General features: G+C 70.9%; 17 protein-coding genes. 5 read left to right on the top strand and 12 right to left on the bottom strand.

All coding sequences use genetic code 11. The features are described from left to right. The first annotated feature begins 146 nt into the window (after window positions 1–146). Window positions 147–1,619 carry an NCS2 family permease gene (locus EDF42_RS02685; RefSeq protein ID WP_123339432.1) on the top strand — a complete coding sequence of 491 codons (1,473 nt, stop codon included), beginning with the start codon at window positions 147–149 and terminating at the stop codon, window positions 1,617–1,619. 156 nt (window positions 1,620–1,775) lie between these two features. On the opposite strand, the gene EDF42_RS02680 is transcribed toward EDF42_RS02685, so the two are convergent. After that, on the bottom strand, window positions 1,776–2,228 hold the full coding sequence (locus EDF42_RS02680) for a hypothetical protein (RefSeq protein ID WP_123671393.1): 453 nt from the start codon (window positions 2,226–2,228) through the stop codon (window positions 1,776–1,778). 388 nt (window positions 2,229–2,616) lie between these two features. Further along, complete coding sequence (locus EDF42_RS02670; RefSeq protein ID WP_148067596.1) at window positions 2,617–3,081, bottom strand: prevent-host-death protein; 465 nt, start codon at window positions 3,079–3,081, stop codon at window positions 2,617–2,619. A 100-nt stretch (window positions 3,082–3,181) separates the two neighbouring features. On the opposite strand from EDF42_RS02670, the gene EDF42_RS02665 reads away from it, so the two are divergent. Further along, window positions 3,182–3,445, top strand: a complete 264-nt coding sequence (locus tag EDF42_RS02665; protein WP_111083527.1) for a hypothetical protein — start codon at window positions 3,182–3,184, stop codon at window positions 3,443–3,445. Between the two features lie 19 nt (window positions 3,446–3,464). Here the strand turns inward: EDF42_RS02665 and EDF42_RS02660 are convergent, their stop codons facing one another. Together EDF42_RS02660 and EDF42_RS02655 are read right to left on the bottom strand one after the other, a co-directional pair. Continuing rightward, window positions 3,465–4,739: an MFS transporter gene (locus tag EDF42_RS02660; RefSeq protein WP_123671390.1), complete on the bottom strand. Its 1,275-nt coding sequence runs from the start codon at window positions 4,737–4,739 to the stop codon at window positions 3,465–3,467. After that, the gene (locus EDF42_RS02655) at window positions 4,736–5,308 is read right to left on the bottom strand and encodes a transcriptional regulator (protein WP_123671389.1); all 573 of its coding nucleotides are present in this window, start codon (window positions 5,306–5,308) and stop codon (window positions 4,736–4,738) included. The genes EDF42_RS02660 and EDF42_RS02655 overlap by 4 nt, the downstream gene beginning before the upstream one ends. A 90-nt stretch (window positions 5,309–5,398) precedes the next feature. Here EDF42_RS02655 and EDF42_RS02650 point away from each other — a divergent pair, with 90 nt between their 5' ends. After that, window positions 5,399–5,914, top strand: coding sequence for a DUF1697 domain-containing protein (locus EDF42_RS02650; RefSeq protein WP_123671388.1), 516 nt, complete (start codon window positions 5,399–5,401; stop codon window positions 5,912–5,914). Continuing rightward, on the top strand, window positions 5,911–6,297 hold the full coding sequence (locus EDF42_RS02645) for a VOC family protein (RefSeq protein ID WP_123671387.1): 387 nt from the start codon (window positions 5,911–5,913) through the stop codon (window positions 6,295–6,297). Before EDF42_RS02650 ends, EDF42_RS02645 begins: the two co-directional genes overlap by 4 nt. An 80-nt stretch (window positions 6,298–6,377) precedes the next feature. On the opposite strand, the gene EDF42_RS02640 is transcribed toward EDF42_RS02645, so the two are convergent. The 6 genes from EDF42_RS02640 to hxlB all read right to left on the bottom strand — a co-directional run bounded on the left by EDF42_RS02640 (window position 6,378) and on the right by hxlB (window position 12,356). Next, window positions 6,378–8,888: a glycoside hydrolase family 65 protein gene (locus tag EDF42_RS02640; protein WP_123293055.1), complete on the bottom strand. Its 2,511-nt coding sequence runs from the start codon at window positions 8,886–8,888 to the stop codon at window positions 6,378–6,380. 76 nt (window positions 8,889–8,964) lie between these two features. Beyond that, window positions 8,965–9,732: an HAD family phosphatase gene (locus tag EDF42_RS02635; protein WP_111083533.1), complete on the bottom strand. Its 768-nt coding sequence runs from the start codon at window positions 9,730–9,732 to the stop codon at window positions 8,965–8,967. A gap of 85 nt (window positions 9,733–9,817) precedes the next feature. Further along, on the bottom strand, window positions 9,818–10,558 hold the full coding sequence (locus EDF42_RS02630) for an alpha/beta hydrolase (RefSeq protein WP_123339425.1): 741 nt from the start codon (window positions 10,556–10,558) through the stop codon (window positions 9,818–9,820). After that, window positions 10,555–11,049: a GNAT family N-acetyltransferase gene (locus EDF42_RS02625; protein WP_123339424.1), complete on the bottom strand. Its 495-nt coding sequence runs from the start codon at window positions 11,047–11,049 to the stop codon at window positions 10,555–10,557. The genes EDF42_RS02630 and EDF42_RS02625 overlap by 4 nt, the downstream gene beginning before the upstream one ends. A gap of 105 nt (window positions 11,050–11,154) precedes the next feature. Next, complete coding sequence (gene hxlA, locus EDF42_RS02620) at window positions 11,155–11,781, bottom strand: 3-hexulose-6-phosphate synthase (RefSeq protein WP_123671386.1); 627 nt, start codon at window positions 11,779–11,781, stop codon at window positions 11,155–11,157. 11 nt (window positions 11,782–11,792) lie between these two features. Next, the gene (gene hxlB / locus EDF42_RS02615) at window positions 11,793–12,356 is read right to left on the bottom strand and encodes a 6-phospho-3-hexuloisomerase (RefSeq protein ID WP_123339553.1); all 564 of its coding nucleotides are present in this window, start codon (window positions 12,354–12,356) and stop codon (window positions 11,793–11,795) included. A gap of 111 nt (window positions 12,357–12,467) precedes the next feature. Here hxlB and EDF42_RS02610 point away from each other — a divergent pair, with 111 nt between their 5' ends. Beyond that, window positions 12,468–13,313 carry a LuxR C-terminal-related transcriptional regulator gene (locus tag EDF42_RS02610; protein WP_123339423.1) on the top strand — a complete coding sequence of 282 codons (846 nt, stop codon included), beginning with the start codon at window positions 12,468–12,470 and terminating at the stop codon, window positions 13,311–13,313. On the opposite strand, the gene EDF42_RS02605 is transcribed toward EDF42_RS02610, so the two are convergent. Beyond that, the gene (locus EDF42_RS02605; protein WP_123671385.1) at window positions 13,297–13,998 is read right to left on the bottom strand and encodes a response regulator; all 702 of its coding nucleotides are present in this window, start codon (window positions 13,996–13,998) and stop codon (window positions 13,297–13,299) included. The two genes, EDF42_RS02610 and EDF42_RS02605, sit on opposite strands and share 17 nt — an antisense overlap. Continuing rightward, the gene (locus tag EDF42_RS02600) at window positions 13,995–16,487 is read right to left on the bottom strand and encodes an ATP-binding protein (RefSeq protein WP_123671384.1); all 2,493 of its coding nucleotides are present in this window, start codon (window positions 16,485–16,487) and stop codon (window positions 13,995–13,997) included. The genes EDF42_RS02605 and EDF42_RS02600 overlap by 4 nt, the downstream gene beginning before the upstream one ends. Between the last annotated feature and the right edge of the window lie 68 nt (window positions 16,488–16,555).

Here is a 16,555-nt window from a genome sequence, read left to right as displayed (position 1 = left end):
CCGTGGCCGGAGAACGCGAGCCAGCGCACGGCGTGACGTCCCCCGATGACGCGGGTCGGGCCTCCCGGTCGAACATCGGCGCACCCTGCGCGCCCTGTGAGGATCCTGTGACATGCCGGAAACCCAGCAGGCTTTAAACTTGCTCGGTGAGCGCCCCGCAGACCGACACCCCACCCCGGAACCGCTTCGCGACCGGCCTCGATCGATACTTCTCCATCACGAAGCGCGGATCCACGATCCCGCGCGAGGTGCGAGGCGGACTCGTCTCGTTCGTGACGATGGCGTACATCGTCATCCTCAACCCGCTGATCCTCGGTGGGTTCAGCGCCGACCAGGCAGCGAAGGACGTCTCGGGTGGCTGGCTCGAGAACGCGCAGGTCGCCGCCGCGACCGGTCTCGTCGCCGGCCTGATGACCATCGCCATGGGCGTCATCGCGAACCTGCCGTTCGGCATCGCCGCGGGCCTCGGGATCAACTCGTTCCTGGCCGTCAGCGTCGTGCAGCAGGTCACCTGGGCCGAGGCGATGGGACTCGTCGTCATCAACGGCGTGATCATCGTGGTCCTGGCGTTGACGGGGATCAGGACGATGATCTTCACCGCCGTCCCGGCGCAGCTGAAGGCAGCGATCACCGTCGGCATCGGCCTGTTCATCGCCTTCATCGGCCTCGTCGACTCAGGCTTCGTGCGCTCGTCCGGGCTCGCATCGCCGCCCCTGCAGCTCGGTGAGGACGGCTCCGTCGGCGCCCTGCCGACCATCGTGTTCCTGATCGGCCTGGTCATCATCGGCACGCTCATGGCCCGCAAGGTCAAGGGCGCGCTGCTCATCGGGATCGTCGCCACGACGATCATCGCGATCATCCTGCAGGCGATCTTCCAGGTGCCGACCTCGGTCGACTCGAAGACCGGTTGGAACCTCAACGCCCCCGGCCTGCCGAGTGCGCTCTTCGCGTTCCCCGACCTGTCGCTCGTCGGCCACGCCGACCTGTTCGGCGCGTTCAGCCGCATCGGGCCGTTGGCGGCGTCGATGCTCGTCTTCACGCTCGTGTTCACGAACTTCTTCGACGCGATGGGCACCATGACCGGCCTGGCGAAGGCCGCCGGCGTCGCGAAGCCCGACGGCACGTTCCCCCGCCTGAAGTCGGCGCTCGTCGTCGAGGGCGTCGGCGCGATCGCCGGCGGTGGCGCCTCGGTGTCGTCGAACACCGTCTTCATCGACTCCGCCGCCGGCATCGGCGAAGGCGCGCGCACCGGCATGGCGTCGGTCGTCACCGGCCTGCTGTTCCTGGCGTCGATGTTCCTCACCCCGCTCACGCAGGTCGTCCCGCTCGAGGTCGCCGCCGCCGGACTCGTCGTCGTCGGCGCCCTGATGGTCGCGCAGGTGGCGGACATCTCGTGGACGGACTTCGGGTCGGCCCTGCCCGCGTTCCTGACGATCGTCGTCATGCCGCTCACCTACTCGATCGCGAACGGCATCGGCGTCGGCTTCATCAGCTGGGTGCTCATCAAGCTGCTGTCCGGCCGGGGTCGCGAGGTGTCGTGGCTGCTCTACGTCGTCGCCGCGGGCTTCCTGCTGTACTTCGCGCGGGGGCCGCTCGAGGCGCTGCTCGGCGTCGGCTGAGGCCTGACGCTGGGCAGGGGCTGGGCAGGGGCTGGTCTGCAAGAGCGACAGTTCCGGTGGGGCCGTCCGAGGGTGGTCCACGAAAGCGACAGTTGTCCGCGAAACATCCGCGGAGAACTGTCGCTTTCGCGTTCGGGCCGGTCGGGAGGCCCGTGCTCAGTCCGGCAGGTCGCTCGGCGTCGCCTCGTGGTGGCGTCGACCGCCGGACCGCCGGTCCTCCTTCATGCCCGCCTCGAACAGGTGGCGGCGCCCCTGCACGAGCTCGTCCCGCGCAGTGCGCTCCAGCTCCTTCGCGAGCGCGTAGTACCCGTCGTCGTAGTCCTCGACGACCTGGAACGTCCAGCGGCCGGCGATGACGTTGCGGCCCACCAACTCGGTGTCGATGCGGTCGGCGAGTTCGGTGTGGCCGGCCTTCCGGAGCTGCTCGACGGCTTCGCCGAGGTTCAGGTCGGCGGTTCCCGTCAGGCGGTGGAAGCCGTAGAGCAGGCCGCGGGCGTGCTCGATGACCTCGACGGCGGCCGACAGTGTGCCGAGGGCCTCGACCGTGGCGTCGGAGATCCCCTCGGGGACCTGGTGCTGTGCGTCGGGGCCCTGATCGTCGTTCGTCATGCACCCCGTCTACACGAGGGCGTCCGAGGTCAGGCGCAGTCACTTCGTCTGGTTGGGATGACGCGTGTGGACGTCTGTGATGCAGACGACTCGATCCGCCTCGTCCACCGTGAACCAGATCCGCGCGCCCCGCTTCAGTTCGAGCTGCCGACGTGTCCATTCGCGACCCGAGTGCCGGACGACGCCGAGCGCACCGCGGAGCGCATGGCAGGCCAGGTCCTCGGACAAGGGATCGCTGGTCAACCGCTCCCAGGCTGACACGACTGCGTTCCGCTGTGTCGCCAGGACGTCTCGCCAGCCGTGTTCTGCCGAGCGCGTACCCAGGACGACCGTGAACTCCGTCGTCCGTACCGGACGGGGGACACCGGTGCCGCGACTGACCACGGCTTCACGGTGCGTCGAGGACGATCGGGCGCTCGAGGAGTTCGGGTTCGCCGGTGCTCCAGCCCGCCGCGATCGCCTCGGCACTGCTGCGCCACGCCTGCATCTCGACGAGCAAGGCCCGCGGCTGCCTGAGCGAGAACGATCCACGAGCCACGTCGACGATCTCACGTGCGAATCGCTGCTGGTCGTCTCGACTCAGGAGCTTGATCCACGGGTAGGGGATGGCGAGTCGATCGTGGAGCGGCAGCCCCTCGTTGACGGTCACTGCAGCGATCAACTGCGCAGCGATCTCGAGGACCGCGTCGTCGTCGTCCGAGCGTTCCTTCGTGGTGAGCACGAGCGCTTTTCCATCGCGCCGCGTGACTTCGAGCGGCTCTTCTTCAGCTGCAGCGAACACTTCTCTCGAGTGGCGGGAGAGGTCGGACGACTGGACGGCACGACGCGAGCGAGGAGGGGCGGTCAGGGTCATGGATCCAGCGTATTCAGAACGCGTTCTGAACACAACCCGCAGTTGCTCGCCGTTCGATTGCGACCTAGCATTCGAACACACGTTCGAACGAGGAGACCCGATGATGATCACGGAGACGGCCGCCACGGTGTGGTGGTCCGAGGGCGCACCGAGCCGGCTGGTCTGGGGCGGGCGCCGCTGGCGGGTGAGCGACACCCCGACCCGTCTGACCGTGACGCGGGCCGAGCTGCCGACCGCCATCACCCACGCCCCCGAGCGCACGGTCGGCTGGCGTTTCCAGGCCACGGCCGACGACGGGGACACGCTGGTGGTCGACATCGTGCCCGAGGGCAGCGGCTGGGGCGTCGCGCGGACGTGGACGTGAGCGCCGCCCCGGATGCGGACTACGTCGTCACGCGCTCGACCGGCGCCCGCTCCGGAGCCGGTCGTTCCATGAGACGCCAGGCGCCACCCGTCAGCGGCGCGAGCGTCACGACGGTGTAGAGCACGACGACCGCTCCGAACGTCGCCTGCACACCGACGCCCTCGGCCGCGAACCCGGCGAGCAGTCCGCCGAGCGGGATGCCCGCCCAGGACCCGGCTCCGAGCAGCCCGAACACCCGGGCCCGCATGTGTACCGGGATGCGCTCGAGCTCGACCGCACCGAGGATCGGGTTGAGCGCACCGGCGGCGAGGCCCGACAGCGCCGAGGCAGCGAGCATCCACGGCAGCCCGAGGCCGAGCGCCGGCACCAGGAGCGAGGGCCCACCGGCGAGCACGAAGCACACGACGAACGTGATCCGACGGGGGACGCGGTGTGCGACGTACCCGAAGGCCACCGACCCGAGGAACGCCGCACCGCCGAAGGTCCCGGTCACGAAGCCCAGTGCCTGCGCCCCGCCGAGTGCGTCGGCGGCGTAGAGCGGGAGCAACGTCGTCGACCGGGCCGCGTCGAGCAGGTTCGTGATCAGCACGAGGGCGATCACGAGCCGGAAGAACGGGTCGCGGACGCAGAACCGGAAGCCCTCGGCGATGTCCCGCCAGTACCCGTTGGTCGGAGCCGCATCAGCGCTCGCACCCGCTGCGTCGTCGCCCGCTGCGTCGTCGCCCGCTGGCCGGACCAGTACCGCAGCGAGCAGCGCTGCGGTACTGAACGCCACCGCGGTGCAGACGAGGGCGGCCATCGGTCCGGCAGCCGCGACGAGCACCCCGCCGAGCGGCGCGCCGATGAGCACCGAGAGTCGCTGGGACGCCTCGAAGTGACCGACCGCGCGCTCCAGCGGGACGCCGGCCGATCGTGCGAGCCCCGGGAGCAGGACCCGGCGTGCGGACTCCCCGGGCAGGTCGAACAGGCCGCTCACGAACACGAGCGCCAGGAGTGCCCAGAACGGCAGACCCACCGTCCAGGCGAGGATCGGCATCGCCAGGAGGGTCGCACCGCTGACGAGGTCCGACGCCACACTCGAACGGACGAACCCGACCCGCTCGACGAGCGCCCCGCCGAACGGGCCGCCGAGGACGATCGGCACCGTCGCGGCGAAGGCGGCGATCCCGACGTCCGTCGCCGAGCCGCCCCGGGCCAGGACGGCGAAGGGCACGGCCACGGTCGTGACGACGTTGCCGGTCCGCGAGACGACCTGGACCGCGAGCAGCGCCCGCAACCGTGCCCGGGCGTTCACGGTCGCCCCATCCGGTAGCTCTGCGTGACGGCGATGACGCGCTCCGACCCGTCACCCGGCGTGTGCGCGTCACTCACGGCCGTCCATCGCTCGACGACGGCACGCAGTTCGGCGCCGAGGCCAGTGAGCTCCTCGGCGGTCAGCCGCAGCACCTCGTCGGAGCTGGTCGACGCCGCGACCCACTCACGGCCGAGTACCGGCGCCTGGTCGATGAACCGCCCGTACTCGGCCGCGTACGCATCGGCGACGGTGTGGTCGAGTGCCGTCGTGGCGAGCATCCGTTCCGGGTCGTCGAACGCATCGGCGAGGTCCCACGACGTGTGGTCCGCAGTCGCACGCCACCACCGCTCCCGCCGGTCCGAACCGAGCTCCGGCGCCGGCTCGATGAAGTCCGCGTCGGCCAGGCGCTTGCAGTGGTAGCTGATCGTGCCGGGTGCCTCGTCGATCTCGTCGCCGAGCATCGCCGCAGTCTGCGGTCCACCGGAACGCAGGAGCCCGACGATCCGCAGTCGGGTCGGGTGGGCGAGGGCACGCATGTGGGCGGCGTCGTCGAGTCTGCGCACGGTCATGCTCTGACGATAGATGCACAAGAACTCTTGCGCAATGCTTCTTGTGTAGTTGATCGGCTGAGACGGCCGCCACCGCGCTACGGTTCCGGCATGGCGAAGTGGATCGCGCTGCTGCGCGGAGTGAACGTCAACGGCATCACGATCAAGAACGCCGAGCTCGCGGAACTGCTCCGTGGACTCGGCTTCGACGACGTCCGCACGGTGCTCGCATCCGGCAACGTGGTGTTCGGGACGGACGCCGACGCGCCGACCCTGAAGGCCACGATCGAGCAGGCACTCCGTGACCGCTTCGGCTACGACGCGTGGATCGTGCTCGTCCGGCACGACGACCTCGAAGGCATCGTCGAGGGGTTCCCGTTCGACCGGGCCGACGCTCGGCACGACTACGTGGTGTTCGGCTCCGACGACGACGCCCTCGACGCGCTGCTCGCCGACCTCGTGCTCGACACCGCCGTGGAGCAGGTCGCCCGGGGTGACGGGGTCGTGTACTGGTCGTGCCCGAAGGGGTCGAGCACGGACACCGTGTTCGCGAAGCGGGCCGGGGCAGCACGCTTCAAGCGCTCGACCACGACGCGCAACACGAACACGCTCCAGAAGCTCCTGTGACCCGGGGAGCCCTGCACCACGTCGAGCTCCGCACCGCCCACCTCGACACGGCGAGCAGGGCGTGGGGCTGGCTGCTCGGCGAGCTCGGGTACACGCCGTTCCAGGAGTGGCCAGCGGGCCGGAGCTGGCGACTCGGTGACGTCTACCTCGTTCTCGAGGCCGCACCGCTCGACGGCGCTCACGACCGCCGACGGCCCGGGCTGAGCCACCTCGCGTTCCACGCCGGCGACGCCGGACAGGTCGAGCAGCTGTGGACGGACGCACCGGCGCACGGCTGGACCCGCCTCTACGAGGACCGGCACCCGTACGCCGGCGGTCCAGACCACCGTGCTGCCTTCCTGGAGGACGCCGAACGCTTCAAGGTCGAGCTCGTCGCGAGCTGACGGGGTCGAGCGGGCCCCTGCCGACAGCCGACGTGACGCCCTACGCGGTCGTCTCGTCGGCCGACGGCCGACGTGACGCCCTACGCGGTCGTCTCGTCCACGTCGAAGTCGCGCTGGAGCGAGATCGTCGGGATCGACGCCGTGATCACGGAGCCGTCGGCGCGGAGCGTGCCCTGGATGTCGCTCGTGGTCGGTGCGTGCCCGGACATCCGCGGCCCCTGGTGCGGCAACGGCACGACGGTCGGCTCGCCGGCCTCGATGTCCCACTGCTGGTTGTGCACCCAGGCGGTGAAGCCCGAACCCGTCTCGACCGTGAAGGTCATGGCGTCCTGCCCGAGGTCGACCCGGACCCGCGACCCGCGCACGGTCAGACGGTAGGTCAACGAGTCCCAGTGCCGCGGCAGTCGCGGGTTGAACGTCATCCGGCCACCGTGGTCGCGCATGCCGCCGAACCCGTTGACGAGCGCACCCCAGATGCCCCCGGTCGACGCGATGTGCACGCCGTCCGAGGTGTTGCCGTGCAGGTCGGCCAGGTCGACGTAGAGCGCCGTCTGGAAGTACTGGTCGGCGAGGTCGTGGTACCCGACCTCGGCCGCCATGATCGACTGCACGACCGCCGACAGCGTCGAGTCGCCCGTGGTGAGCGCGTCGTAGTAGTCGAAGTCGCGGCGCTTCTCGGCCGCGGTGAACTCGTGCCCCTGCAGGAACAGCGCGAGCACGACATCAGCCTGCTTGAGCACCTGGAAGCGGTAGATGACCAGCGGGTGGTAGTGGAGCAGCAGCGGACGCTTGGACTCGGGAGTGTTCTCGAGGTCCCAGAGTTCCTTGTCGAGGAACTGGGCGTCCTGCGGGTGGATGCCGCGGTGCGGATCGAAGGGGATCTCCATCGACTCGGCGGCGTGCTCCCACTCGACGAGCTCGTCGGGGCGCAGACCGGTGCGGCGCACCATCCGGTCGTACTCTTCGACGTCGTCGGCCGCGAGTTCGCGGCACGCGTTCACCGCGAACCACAGGTTCGCCCGCGCCATGACGTTCGTGTAGAGGTTGTCGTCGACGACGGTCGTGTACTCATCGGGCCCGGTGACGCCGTCGATGTGGAACTTCTTGTCGCCGTTGGAGCGCCAGAAGCCGAGGTCGGCCCACAGCCGGGCGGTCTCGACGAGCACGTCGATCGCCCCGCGCTTCAGGAACTCGGTGTCGCCGGACGCCCGCACGTACTGCATCAGGGCATGGGCGATGTCGGCGTCGATGTGGTACTGCGCGGTGCCGGCGGCGTAGTACGCGCTCGACTCCTCGCCGTTGATCGTGCGCCAGGGGAACAGGGCACCCCGCTGGTTCAGCTCGCGTGCCCGCGAGCGTGCGGCGTCGAGCATGTTGTAGCGGAACCGCAGCGCGTTCCGGGCGACGATCGGCGCCGTGTACGACAGGAACGGCAGGACGTAGATCTCCATGTCCCAGAAGTAGTGCCCGCCGTAGCCGGAGCCGGTGACGCCCTTGGCGGCGATGCCGTGCCCGTCGGTGCGGGCCGTGGCCTGCGCGAGCATGAACAGGTTCCACCGGACGGCCTGCTGGATCTCCGGCTGCCCGGCGATCTCGACGTCGCTCCGGGCCCAGTAGTCGTCGAGCCAGACGCGCTGCTTCTCGAACGTCTCGTCGATGTTCTCGGCGTGCGCCCGGTCGAGCGTGCGGTCGCAGCGGTCGGCGAGTTCGCGCACCGGGACACCGCGGGAGGTGTGGTACACCACGTGCTTGACGAGTCGGATCGGCTGCCCGGCACGCGCCTGGACGCGGTAGACGTGCTTCGCCAGGTCGTCGTCGATCGACGACGACTCGTCCCAGCTGTTCTCGGTCTCGAGGTGGTGTTCCACGCCGACGCAGATGGTCATGCCCGAGCTCGACGCCTGGTACCCGAGCAGGGAGCGGGCACCGGTGCTGCGCTTGAGCTTCGGTTCGAGCACCCGGTCGGTGAAGGCCTCGGCCTTCCGCGGGTCGAAGGCGTTCGCGGCGGCCCGCATCCCCGCGTGGTACTCGTCCTGCACGTCCTGGCGGTTCAGGATCTGGCTGGACAGCAGGATCGAGGCGTCCGCGTCGAGCACGGTGACCTCGTAGTCGATGACGGCGAGGTGCCGATCGGTGAACGACACCAGGCGGCGGGACCGGATCAGCACGCGCTTGCCGGACGGCGTCGACCACTCGGTCTCGCGGAACAGGTAGCCGCCGCGGAACTCGAGGCGCCGCGTGTGGTGGAGGATGTCCGCCTCGGCCAGCACGAGGGGTTCGTCGTCGACGTAGAGCCGGATCACCTTGGCGTCGGGCGCGTTGATGATCGTCTGGCCGGTCTTGGCGAACCCGAAGGCGTCTTCGGCGTGCCGGATCGGCCAGGTCTCGTGGAACCCGTTGATGTACGTGCCGTACTGCACACCGCCGCGGCCCTCGTCGAGGTTGCCGCGCAGGCCGAGGTACCCGTTGCCGACGGCGAAGTTCGTCTCGGCGACGCCCTGCTGGTCGGGGGTGTACTCGGTCTCGACGAGTGCCCACTCGTCGATCGGGTACCGGACGCGGTCGAGCGGGTCCGAGGTGATGGGGTTCATGGTGCTCCGTGGGAAGGGAGGGTGGCGTGGGGACGTCGGTTCGACCGGGAGGCGCGGCTCGCCTCCGGCGCGCTGGCTACGTCGTGCTGGTGGTCGCGTGGGGAAGGTCCGCGACCAGGTCGGCGAGGTCCGTCACGACGACGTCGGCGCCGTGTTCACGCAGCGCGTCGGCGCCCGCTCCGCGGTCGACCCCGACGACGAGCCCGAAGGCCCCGTTCCGGCCGGCTTCGACACCACTGGTGGCGTCCTCGACCACGACGCACTCGGCGGCGGTCAGTCCGAAGCGCCCGGCCGCGTCCAGGTAGGTGTCGGGGGCGGGCTTGCCGGCCAGGCCGTCCTGACGGGCGACGAGCCCGTCGACCACGACCGTGAACCGGTCGAGGATGCCGGCGGTCCGCAGCACCGAGACGGCGTTCGCGGAGCTCGAGACGACCGCGACGTGGAAGCCGGCGTCGATCGCGGCGGTGAGGAACCGGAGCGAGCCGGGGTACGGCTCGACGCCGTGTTCGTCCAGCTCGGCGGTGAACTCGGCGTTCTTCCGGTTGCCGAGACCGCACACGGTGTCGTCGTCCGGGCCGTCGTCCGGGGTGCCCTGCGGCAGGTCGATCCCCCGCGACTCGAGGAGCGACCGCACGCCGTCGTACCGCGGCTTGCCGTCGATGTACGCGAAGTAGTCGGCCTGTGTGTACGGCGCGACCCCGTGCGCTTCGAGGTACGGCGTGAAGAGCCGGCTCCAGGCGCGCATGTGCACGTCGGCGGTGGGGGTGAGGACACCGTCCAGGTCGAACAGGAGCGCTCGCGTGTCCGCGAGTCGCGCGGGTGTGCGCCGGGTCGGCGTCGTCATCTGCAGCCCTTCAGGGAACGGGGTTCGTGGACGTTGCTCTCGTCGAGTCTAGGACCGCTCCAGCACGCGTGTTCAGACCGCGCCGTCAGCGCAGGCCAGGGGCCGGCGGCAGGTCGCGCGCCCATTCCTCGATCGCCGAGGAGATCTGCTCGCGGGCGGCCTCGCGGCTGATGGTCGCCGTGCGGTCGCCCGGCTGGTCCCCGTAGGCGCCGAAGTCGGCGTGGTTCGAACCCTGGACCTCGGTCATCGTCGCGGTCGACGGCAACAGGTGCCGGGCCGCGTCGACCTTGTCGGGGGTCGAGAGCCCGTCACGCGAGCCCGAGACGCTCAGCACGTCGATGTACGAGCTGCTGATGTCGTTCGCGCAGTAGCTGCCGAGCAGCAGCAGGCCGTCCGCGTCCTGCGCGAGCTGGCAGGCACGGACCCCGCCCAGCGAGTGCCCGCCGACCGCCCAGGTCGCGACATCCGGCGCGTGCGCCTCGAAGGTCGAGAGCGGCCGGGTGTCGAAGAACGCGAGGTTGAGCGTCGGCTTCGTGATGACGACCGTCGTGCCGTTCGCGACCACCTGCCGGAAGGTCGCCATGTACGCGTACGGATCGACCTTCGCACCCGGGATGAACACGATGCCCTTGCCGTCGGCCTGCCCCGTGGGCGTCATCACCACGGAGTCACCGGCATCCTGGACCGACACACGGTCGTCGCGCCAGACCTGCAGCGCAGCGCTCCGGGTGCCCTGCATCACGATGTGCGCCCAGACGAGGAACACCACCACGACCACCAGCAGCACGGCGACGATCCACGCGGTCCACCGCAGTACTCGGTTCATGCGACCACCGTACGACGCATCAGCACCTCGTTCCGACCGTCGGGCAGGGGAGCGCCCGGTTCGTCGAGTGCGGTGAACCCGGCGCGCTCGTAGGTGTGCCGGGCGACGGTGTTGTCGGGCATCACGGAGAGTTCGAGCGCCCCGCCACCGGAGGCCGCTGCCCACTCCGCGATCGTCTCGATCAGGGCACGTGCGACGCCTCGGCCCCGGCTGGCGGGGTCGACCCACATCGAGATGAGTTCGGCTGGCGCACCGGCGTCGGCGCCCGGGACACCGCTCGCCATCCCGACGACGTCGCCCTCGGCGGCGACCGCCAGCAGGTCGAGCGCACCGGGGATCGACAGGCGTGTCCGCCAGCGGTGCTCGGGGGCGTCCGCCCAGTCCTGCAGCGTCGAGCCGAACGCGTGCGGGGAGTCGGCGAGCGCTCGCAGCCGGACGGGTCGCCAGACGCGCCAATCGTCCGCGGTCACCCGGCGCAGCTCGATCGTCACGCCTCGACGGTACCGGCGGAGGTCCCTCGGTGAGCAGAAATGGTGGGGTGCGGGATGCGCACTCGACCATTTCTGCTCACCATCGCGCCGCGGGCGCCGCGGGCGCTACGCCGTGATCGCGGCGCGGATCTCGGCGGCTGCTGTGCCGACGTCCGACGCGCTGTAGATCGCGCTGCCGGCGACGGCGATCCGGGCACCGGCCTCCTGCACCGAGGCGACGGAGGACGCGTTCACGCCGCCGGCGATCGAGAACGGCACACCCGACTCCTTGCCGGCGTCGAGCAGCGTCGAGAAGGTGAAGCCCTCTTCCGCCTGCTCGTCCAGCCCGGCGTGCACCTCGACGAACTCGGCGCCGAGCGCGACGACCTCGCGGGCACGAGCGGCCTTGTCGGAGACGCCGATCAGGTCGACGACGATGCCCTTGCCGTGCTTCTTCGCGGCCTTGACGGCACCGACGATGGTCGAGTCACCGGCGACACCGAGGACGGTGACCAGGTCGGCACCCGCCGAGAACGCGATGTCGGCCTCGAGCTCGCCGGCGTCCATCGTCTTGAGGTCGGCGAAGACGATCTTGTCCGGGTGGGCTTCCTTGATCGCGGTGACGGCGGACAGGCCGGCGCTCTTGATCAGGGGCGTGCCGAGCTCGAGGACGTCGACGTGCGGCGCGGCCGCGGCGGCGAGTTCGAGGGCGGCTTCGGTGGTCAGGGTGTCCATGGCGAACTGGAGCTGCATGTGGATGCCTTTCATTCGAGGTTTGCGTGTCGGGGCCAGAGGTCGTCGGCGGACTGCCCGCCGCGGGACCAGAGCGTGTGGAACAGCGCGTCGCCGACCAGGGCGACGGCCTGCTCGAAGAGGCTGCCGGCGTACTGCGCCGAAGCCGTGCCGGAGCGATCGGTCTTCGTCGCTGCCGGCAGCACGAGGGTGACGTCCGCGACCTCGGACAACGGGGAGTCGTCGGTGGTCGACAGGGCGACGACGGACGCGCCGACGTCGTGCGCGGTGCGGGCGGCCTGCACGATGCCGGTGGTCGTCCCGGAACCGCTCGCGACGAGGAGCACGTCCCCGGGCCGGATCGCGGGCGTGGTGACCTCTCCGACGACGTGGACGTCGCGACCGAGGTGCATGAGCCGCATCGCGGTCATGCGCAGCGCGAGTCCGGAACGGCCGGCACCGTGCACGAAGACACGGTGGGAGCGGTCGATCAGGTCGAGGGCACGCTCAGCCGACGCATCGTCGACGTTCGCGGCGAGGTCGGTGACCTCGCGCACGATCACGTCGAACGCTGCGGGGACGGTGGGTTCTGCCATGTGCACGAGCATGCCGTCACGCGGGCCACCGCACCGCTACCCGCGTCGGCAGGCATCCCACCCGATCGGGTGGCCCCGTCCGCACGGGTGGGACAGGTAGGTTCGGCTCCCATGGACGCATCGGGAACGGACCTGGAGGCCCGTGGCGGCTCCGCCAGTCGGCTCGCCGCCTCGGAACACGCCCGGACCGTCGCCGAGCAGGCGGACCGTCAGGCGCTCACCCTCGAGTCCGTGCTCGCCGTGCTCCGGTCGCCACGGGTGTCGGACGCCGCCGCGCGGGCCGAGGCCGTCGAGATCGCGTCGGCGGCACTCGTCGACCTGCGCACCGAGACCGACCACCAGCGCAGCACCCTGCTCGAGCCGGTCACTGGGGCGTTCTCGCGCCTCCGAGCCGACCTGCGCCCGCTCGTCCGGTTCGGCGACCTCGACGTGCAGTTCGTCGAGCCGCCCACCACCGGGCGCGCGCTGCCCGGCGACGTCGCCCACGCGGCCCGCGCCATCGTCCGGACCGCCGTGCTCGCCCTGGTCGACGGTGGTGCGGCCAAGCGGGTCCGCATCCAGTGGGACTGCGACGGCCGGAACCTGCTCATGCAGCTCCGCGACGACGGCTCCGGCACCCTCGACGTGCACGACGACGCCATGCGGCCGATCGCAGAACGGGTCGTCACCCTCGACGGCCGCGTCCAGGTGTCGAGCACGCCGGACTGGGGCTCGGTCCTCGACATCTCGCTGCCCCTCGACCCGTCGCCGACCGAGGTGGACTCGGTCGCGGACGACGACCTCACCCCGCGGGAGCGCGACGTGCTGCGGCTGCTCGCGACGGGCGTCGGCAACCGCGAGATCGCCGAGGGCCTGGGCATCAGCGTCAACACCGTGAAGTACCACGTGGCGAACCTGCTCCGGAAGCACGGGGCCCGCACCCGTGCCGAGCTCGCCGCCTTCAGTTCCCGGGCGTGACCCCGGAGGGGCTGAAGCGGTAGCCCATGCCGGACTCGGTGACCAGGTACCGCGGGGTCGCCGAGTCGGGCTCGAGCTTCCGCCGCAGCTGCGCCATGTACAGCCGCAGGTACCCGGAGTCGTTGCCGTGCGACGGCCCCCACACCTCGGTCAGGAGCATCTCGCGGGTCATCAGCCGGTCGGGGTTCGTGACGAGCACCTCGAGCAGGCGCCACTCGGTCGGGGTCAGCCGGATCGCGGGACCGCTGGCCGGGGTGACCTGCTTCGCGACGAGGTCCACGACGAGGTCGCCGATCCGGATCGTCGGCGCGCTGTCGACACCCGCCGGGGCACGGCGTCGTCCGAGGGCCCGCAACCGCGCCAGCAGCTCGTCCATCTGGAACGGCTTCGTCACGTAGTCGTCCGCGCCGGCGTCGAGTGCGTCCACCTTGTCGGACGAGTCCGTCCGTCCGGACAGCACGAGCACCGGGACCTGCGACCAGCCTCGGATGCCCTGGAGCACCCCGATGCCGTCGAGCCGGGGCATGCCCAGGTCGAGCAGCACCAGGTCGGGCCGTTCGGTGATGACGGCGTCGATCGCCGCGCGCCCGTCCTTCGCCGTCACGACCTCGTACCCGCGGGCGGCGAGCGTGACGGAGAGCGCTCGGACGAGTTGCGCGTCGTCGTCCGCGATCAGGACCTTCACCGGAGCTCCACTCCCACGTGCCCGGCGATCGGCAGCCGCACCACGACGGTGAGCCCACCGCCCGGGGTGTCGTCGACCTCGATCGTGCCGCCCATGCCCTCGGTGAAGCCCCGCGCGAGTGCGAGACCGAGCCCGAGGCCCGTCTCGTTGTCGGTGTCGCCGAGCCGCTGGAACGGCTGGAAGACCTCGTCGACCCGGTCCGACGGGATCCCCGGACCGTGGTCGGCGATCCGGAGCTCGACCCCGCCACCGAAGGCGCTCGCCGCGACGCGCACGCGGGTGCCGTCGGGTGCGTAGCGGACGGCGTTCGCGAGCAGGTTCACGACGACCCGCTGCAGCAGGACCGGGTCGGCGAGCACCGGCGGCAGGTCCGCCGGCAGGTCGAGGTCGACGTCGTCGGGCCCGAGCTCGAGCTCGTCGAGCGCCGGTGCGACCACCGTGTCGAGGGCCAGCGGCCCGGACGCGACCGCGAGCACACCCGCCTGCACACGACTGACGTCCAGCAGGTCTGCCAACAGCACCGCCAGCTGACCGAGGCTCTCGTCGGCGGTCGCGAGCAGTGCCTCCCGGTCGGCCCGTGACAGGTCGACGTCCAGCGCACGCAACGACTGGACGGCGGCCGAGGCGGCCGCGATCGGCCGCCGCACGTCGTGGCCGACGGCCGCGAGGATCGCGCTGCGGACGCGGTCCGCCGCCGCGATCCGCTCCGCGTCCAGCGCGGTGCGCGTCAACGAGCGGTGTTCGACCGCGGCGTCGAGCTGCTGCTCGACGACGCGCAGCAACCGGCGCTGGGTCGGGTCGTCCGGAGCGCCCGCGAACTCGAGCACGGCACCGGACGGGAGGCTCGTGGACGCGTCCGGCGATTCGCCGAACGTCCCCGACGTGGCCGGTTCCTCGTTCCTCTGCCGGATCCGGACGCCGGCGAACCCGAAGGCCTCGCGGGTGCGGTCGAGCAGGGCCTGCAGGGCGTCGTCGCCACGGAGGACGCTGCCGGCGATCCCCATCAACAGGCCCGACTCCGCCGCGGCGCGACGGGCAGCACGCGAACGTCTGGCGGACCGGTCGACCACGAAGCTGACGAGCACGGCGCTGATCACGTACATGACCAGGGCGAAGAGGTGCCACGGCTGCTGCACCGTGACCATGTGCAGGGGTTGGACGAAGAAGAAGTCGAGACTCAGTCCGGACAGCACCGCCGTGAACACCGCCGGCCACATCCCGCCGACGAGCGCCACGACGAGTACCAGCAACTGGTACGCCAGGACGTCCACGGTGATGGCGTCGGGGTCGCTGCCGATCGACAGGACCCAGGTGAGCAGGGGCCCGACGAGGACCGAGAGCACGAACGCGGCGAGGACCCGTCCGCGCGACAGACTGCCGCCGAGCTTCGGCAGGGCGAAGCCACCACCGGCGCGTTCGTGCGTGACGACGTGCACGTCGATGTCGCCGGACTCACGGATCACGGTGTTGCCGATGCCCGGGCCGGTCAGGGCCGCGGCGAGCCGACTGCGACGGCTGACGCCGATGACGATCTGGGTCGCGTCGATCGACCGCGCGAACCGCACGAGGGTCGACGGCACGTCGTCGCCGACCACCTGGTGGTACGTCCCGCCGAGCTGTTCGAGCAGGGTGCGCTGGGCACCGAGCGCCCCCGGGTGCCGCTCGCGCAGGCCGTCGTTCGTCGTCACGTGCACGGCCGCGAGTTCGCCCCCGGCACTGCGGGCAGCGATGCGGGCACCGCGGCGCAGCAGGGTCTCACCCTCGGGCCCGCCGGTCAGGGCGACGAGCACGCGCTCCCGAGTCTCCCACCGGTGCTCGATGCCGTGCTCGGCGCGGTAGGCCTTGAGCGCGTCGTCGACCTCGTCCGCCAGCCAGAGCAGCGCGATCTCGCGCAACGCCGTCAGGTTCCCGAGCCGGAAGTAGTTCGACAGGGCCGCATCGATCCGGGCAGCCGGGTACACGAGTCCGTCGGAGAGCCGCTCGCGCAGGGCAGCCGGTGCCAGGTCGACGACCTCGATCTGGTCGGCCGCGCGCACCACGGCGTCGGGGACGGTCTCGCGCTGCACGGTGCCGGTGATCTCGCGGACCACGTCGCCGAGGGACTGCATGTGCTGCACGTTGACCGTCGAGATGACGTCGATGCCGGCGGCCCGAAGCGCTTCGACGTCCTGCCAGCGCTTCTCGTTCGCACTGCCGGGAGCGTTCGTGTGCGCGAGTTCGTCGACGAGGGCGACCTCGGGCGCTCGCCGCATCACCGCGTCGAGGTCCAGGTCGTCGAGCTCCACGCCGCGGTGGTCAACGGTGCGGCGCGGGACGACCTCGAGGCCGTCGACGAGCGCGGCGGTGGCGGCACGTTCGTGCGTCTCGACCACGGCGACGACGACGTCCCGGCCCTCGTCGAGCAGCCGGCGGCCCTCCTCGAGCATGGTGAACGTCTTGCCGACGCCCGGTGCGGCACCGAGCAGCACCCGTAACTTGCCGCGCTTCACGTGCTCATCCTCTCGCGTCGAGTTCCGCAGCGGGTGCGAAGCCAGGCGCAGGGCGGGATCGCGCCCCC

This window comes from Curtobacterium sp. PhB172 (genome assembly GCF_003752545.1).
Lineage (GTDB): Bacteria > Actinomycetota > Actinomycetes > Actinomycetales > Microbacteriaceae > Curtobacterium.
Note: the sequence above shows the minus strand (reverse complement) of the source record. Positions and strands in the feature narration are given on the sequence as shown.

Excerpts from the sequence above, each read along its gene's own strand:
- EDF42_RS02680 (WP_123671393.1), bottom strand. The coding sequence starts at position 2,228 with ATGACGAACGACGATCAGGGCCCCGACGCACAGCACCAGGTCCCCGAG.
- EDF42_RS02670 (WP_148067596.1), bottom strand. The coding sequence starts at position 3,081 with ATGACCCTGACCGCCCCTCCTCGCTCGCGTCGTGCCGTCCAGTCGTCC.
- EDF42_RS02665 (WP_111083527.1), top strand. The coding sequence starts at position 3,182 with ATGATGATCACGGAGACGGCCGCCACGGTGTGGTGGTCCGAGGGCGCA.
- EDF42_RS02655 (WP_123671389.1), bottom strand. The coding sequence starts at position 5,308 with ATGACCGTGCGCAGACTCGACGACGCCGCCCACATGCGTGCCCTCGCC.
- EDF42_RS02650 (WP_123671388.1), top strand. The coding sequence starts at position 5,399 with ATGGCGAAGTGGATCGCGCTGCTGCGCGGAGTGAACGTCAACGGCATC.
- EDF42_RS02640 (WP_123293055.1), bottom strand. The coding sequence starts at position 8,888 with ATGAACCCCATCACCTCGGACCCGCTCGACCGCGTCCGGTACCCGATC.
- EDF42_RS02635 (WP_111083533.1), bottom strand. The coding sequence starts at position 9,732 with ATGACGACGCCGACCCGGCGCACACCCGCGCGACTCGCGGACACGCGA.
- EDF42_RS02630 (WP_123339425.1), bottom strand. The coding sequence starts at position 10,558 with ATGAACCGAGTACTGCGGTGGACCGCGTGGATCGTCGCCGTGCTGCTG.
- hxlA (WP_123671386.1), bottom strand. The coding sequence starts at position 11,781 with ATGCAGCTCCAGTTCGCCATGGACACCCTGACCACCGAAGCCGCCCTC.
- hxlB (WP_123339553.1), bottom strand. The coding sequence starts at position 12,356 with ATGGCAGAACCCACCGTCCCCGCAGCGTTCGACGTGATCGTGCGCGAG.
- EDF42_RS02610 (WP_123339423.1), top strand. The coding sequence starts at position 12,468 with ATGGACGCATCGGGAACGGACCTGGAGGCCCGTGGCGGCTCCGCCAGT.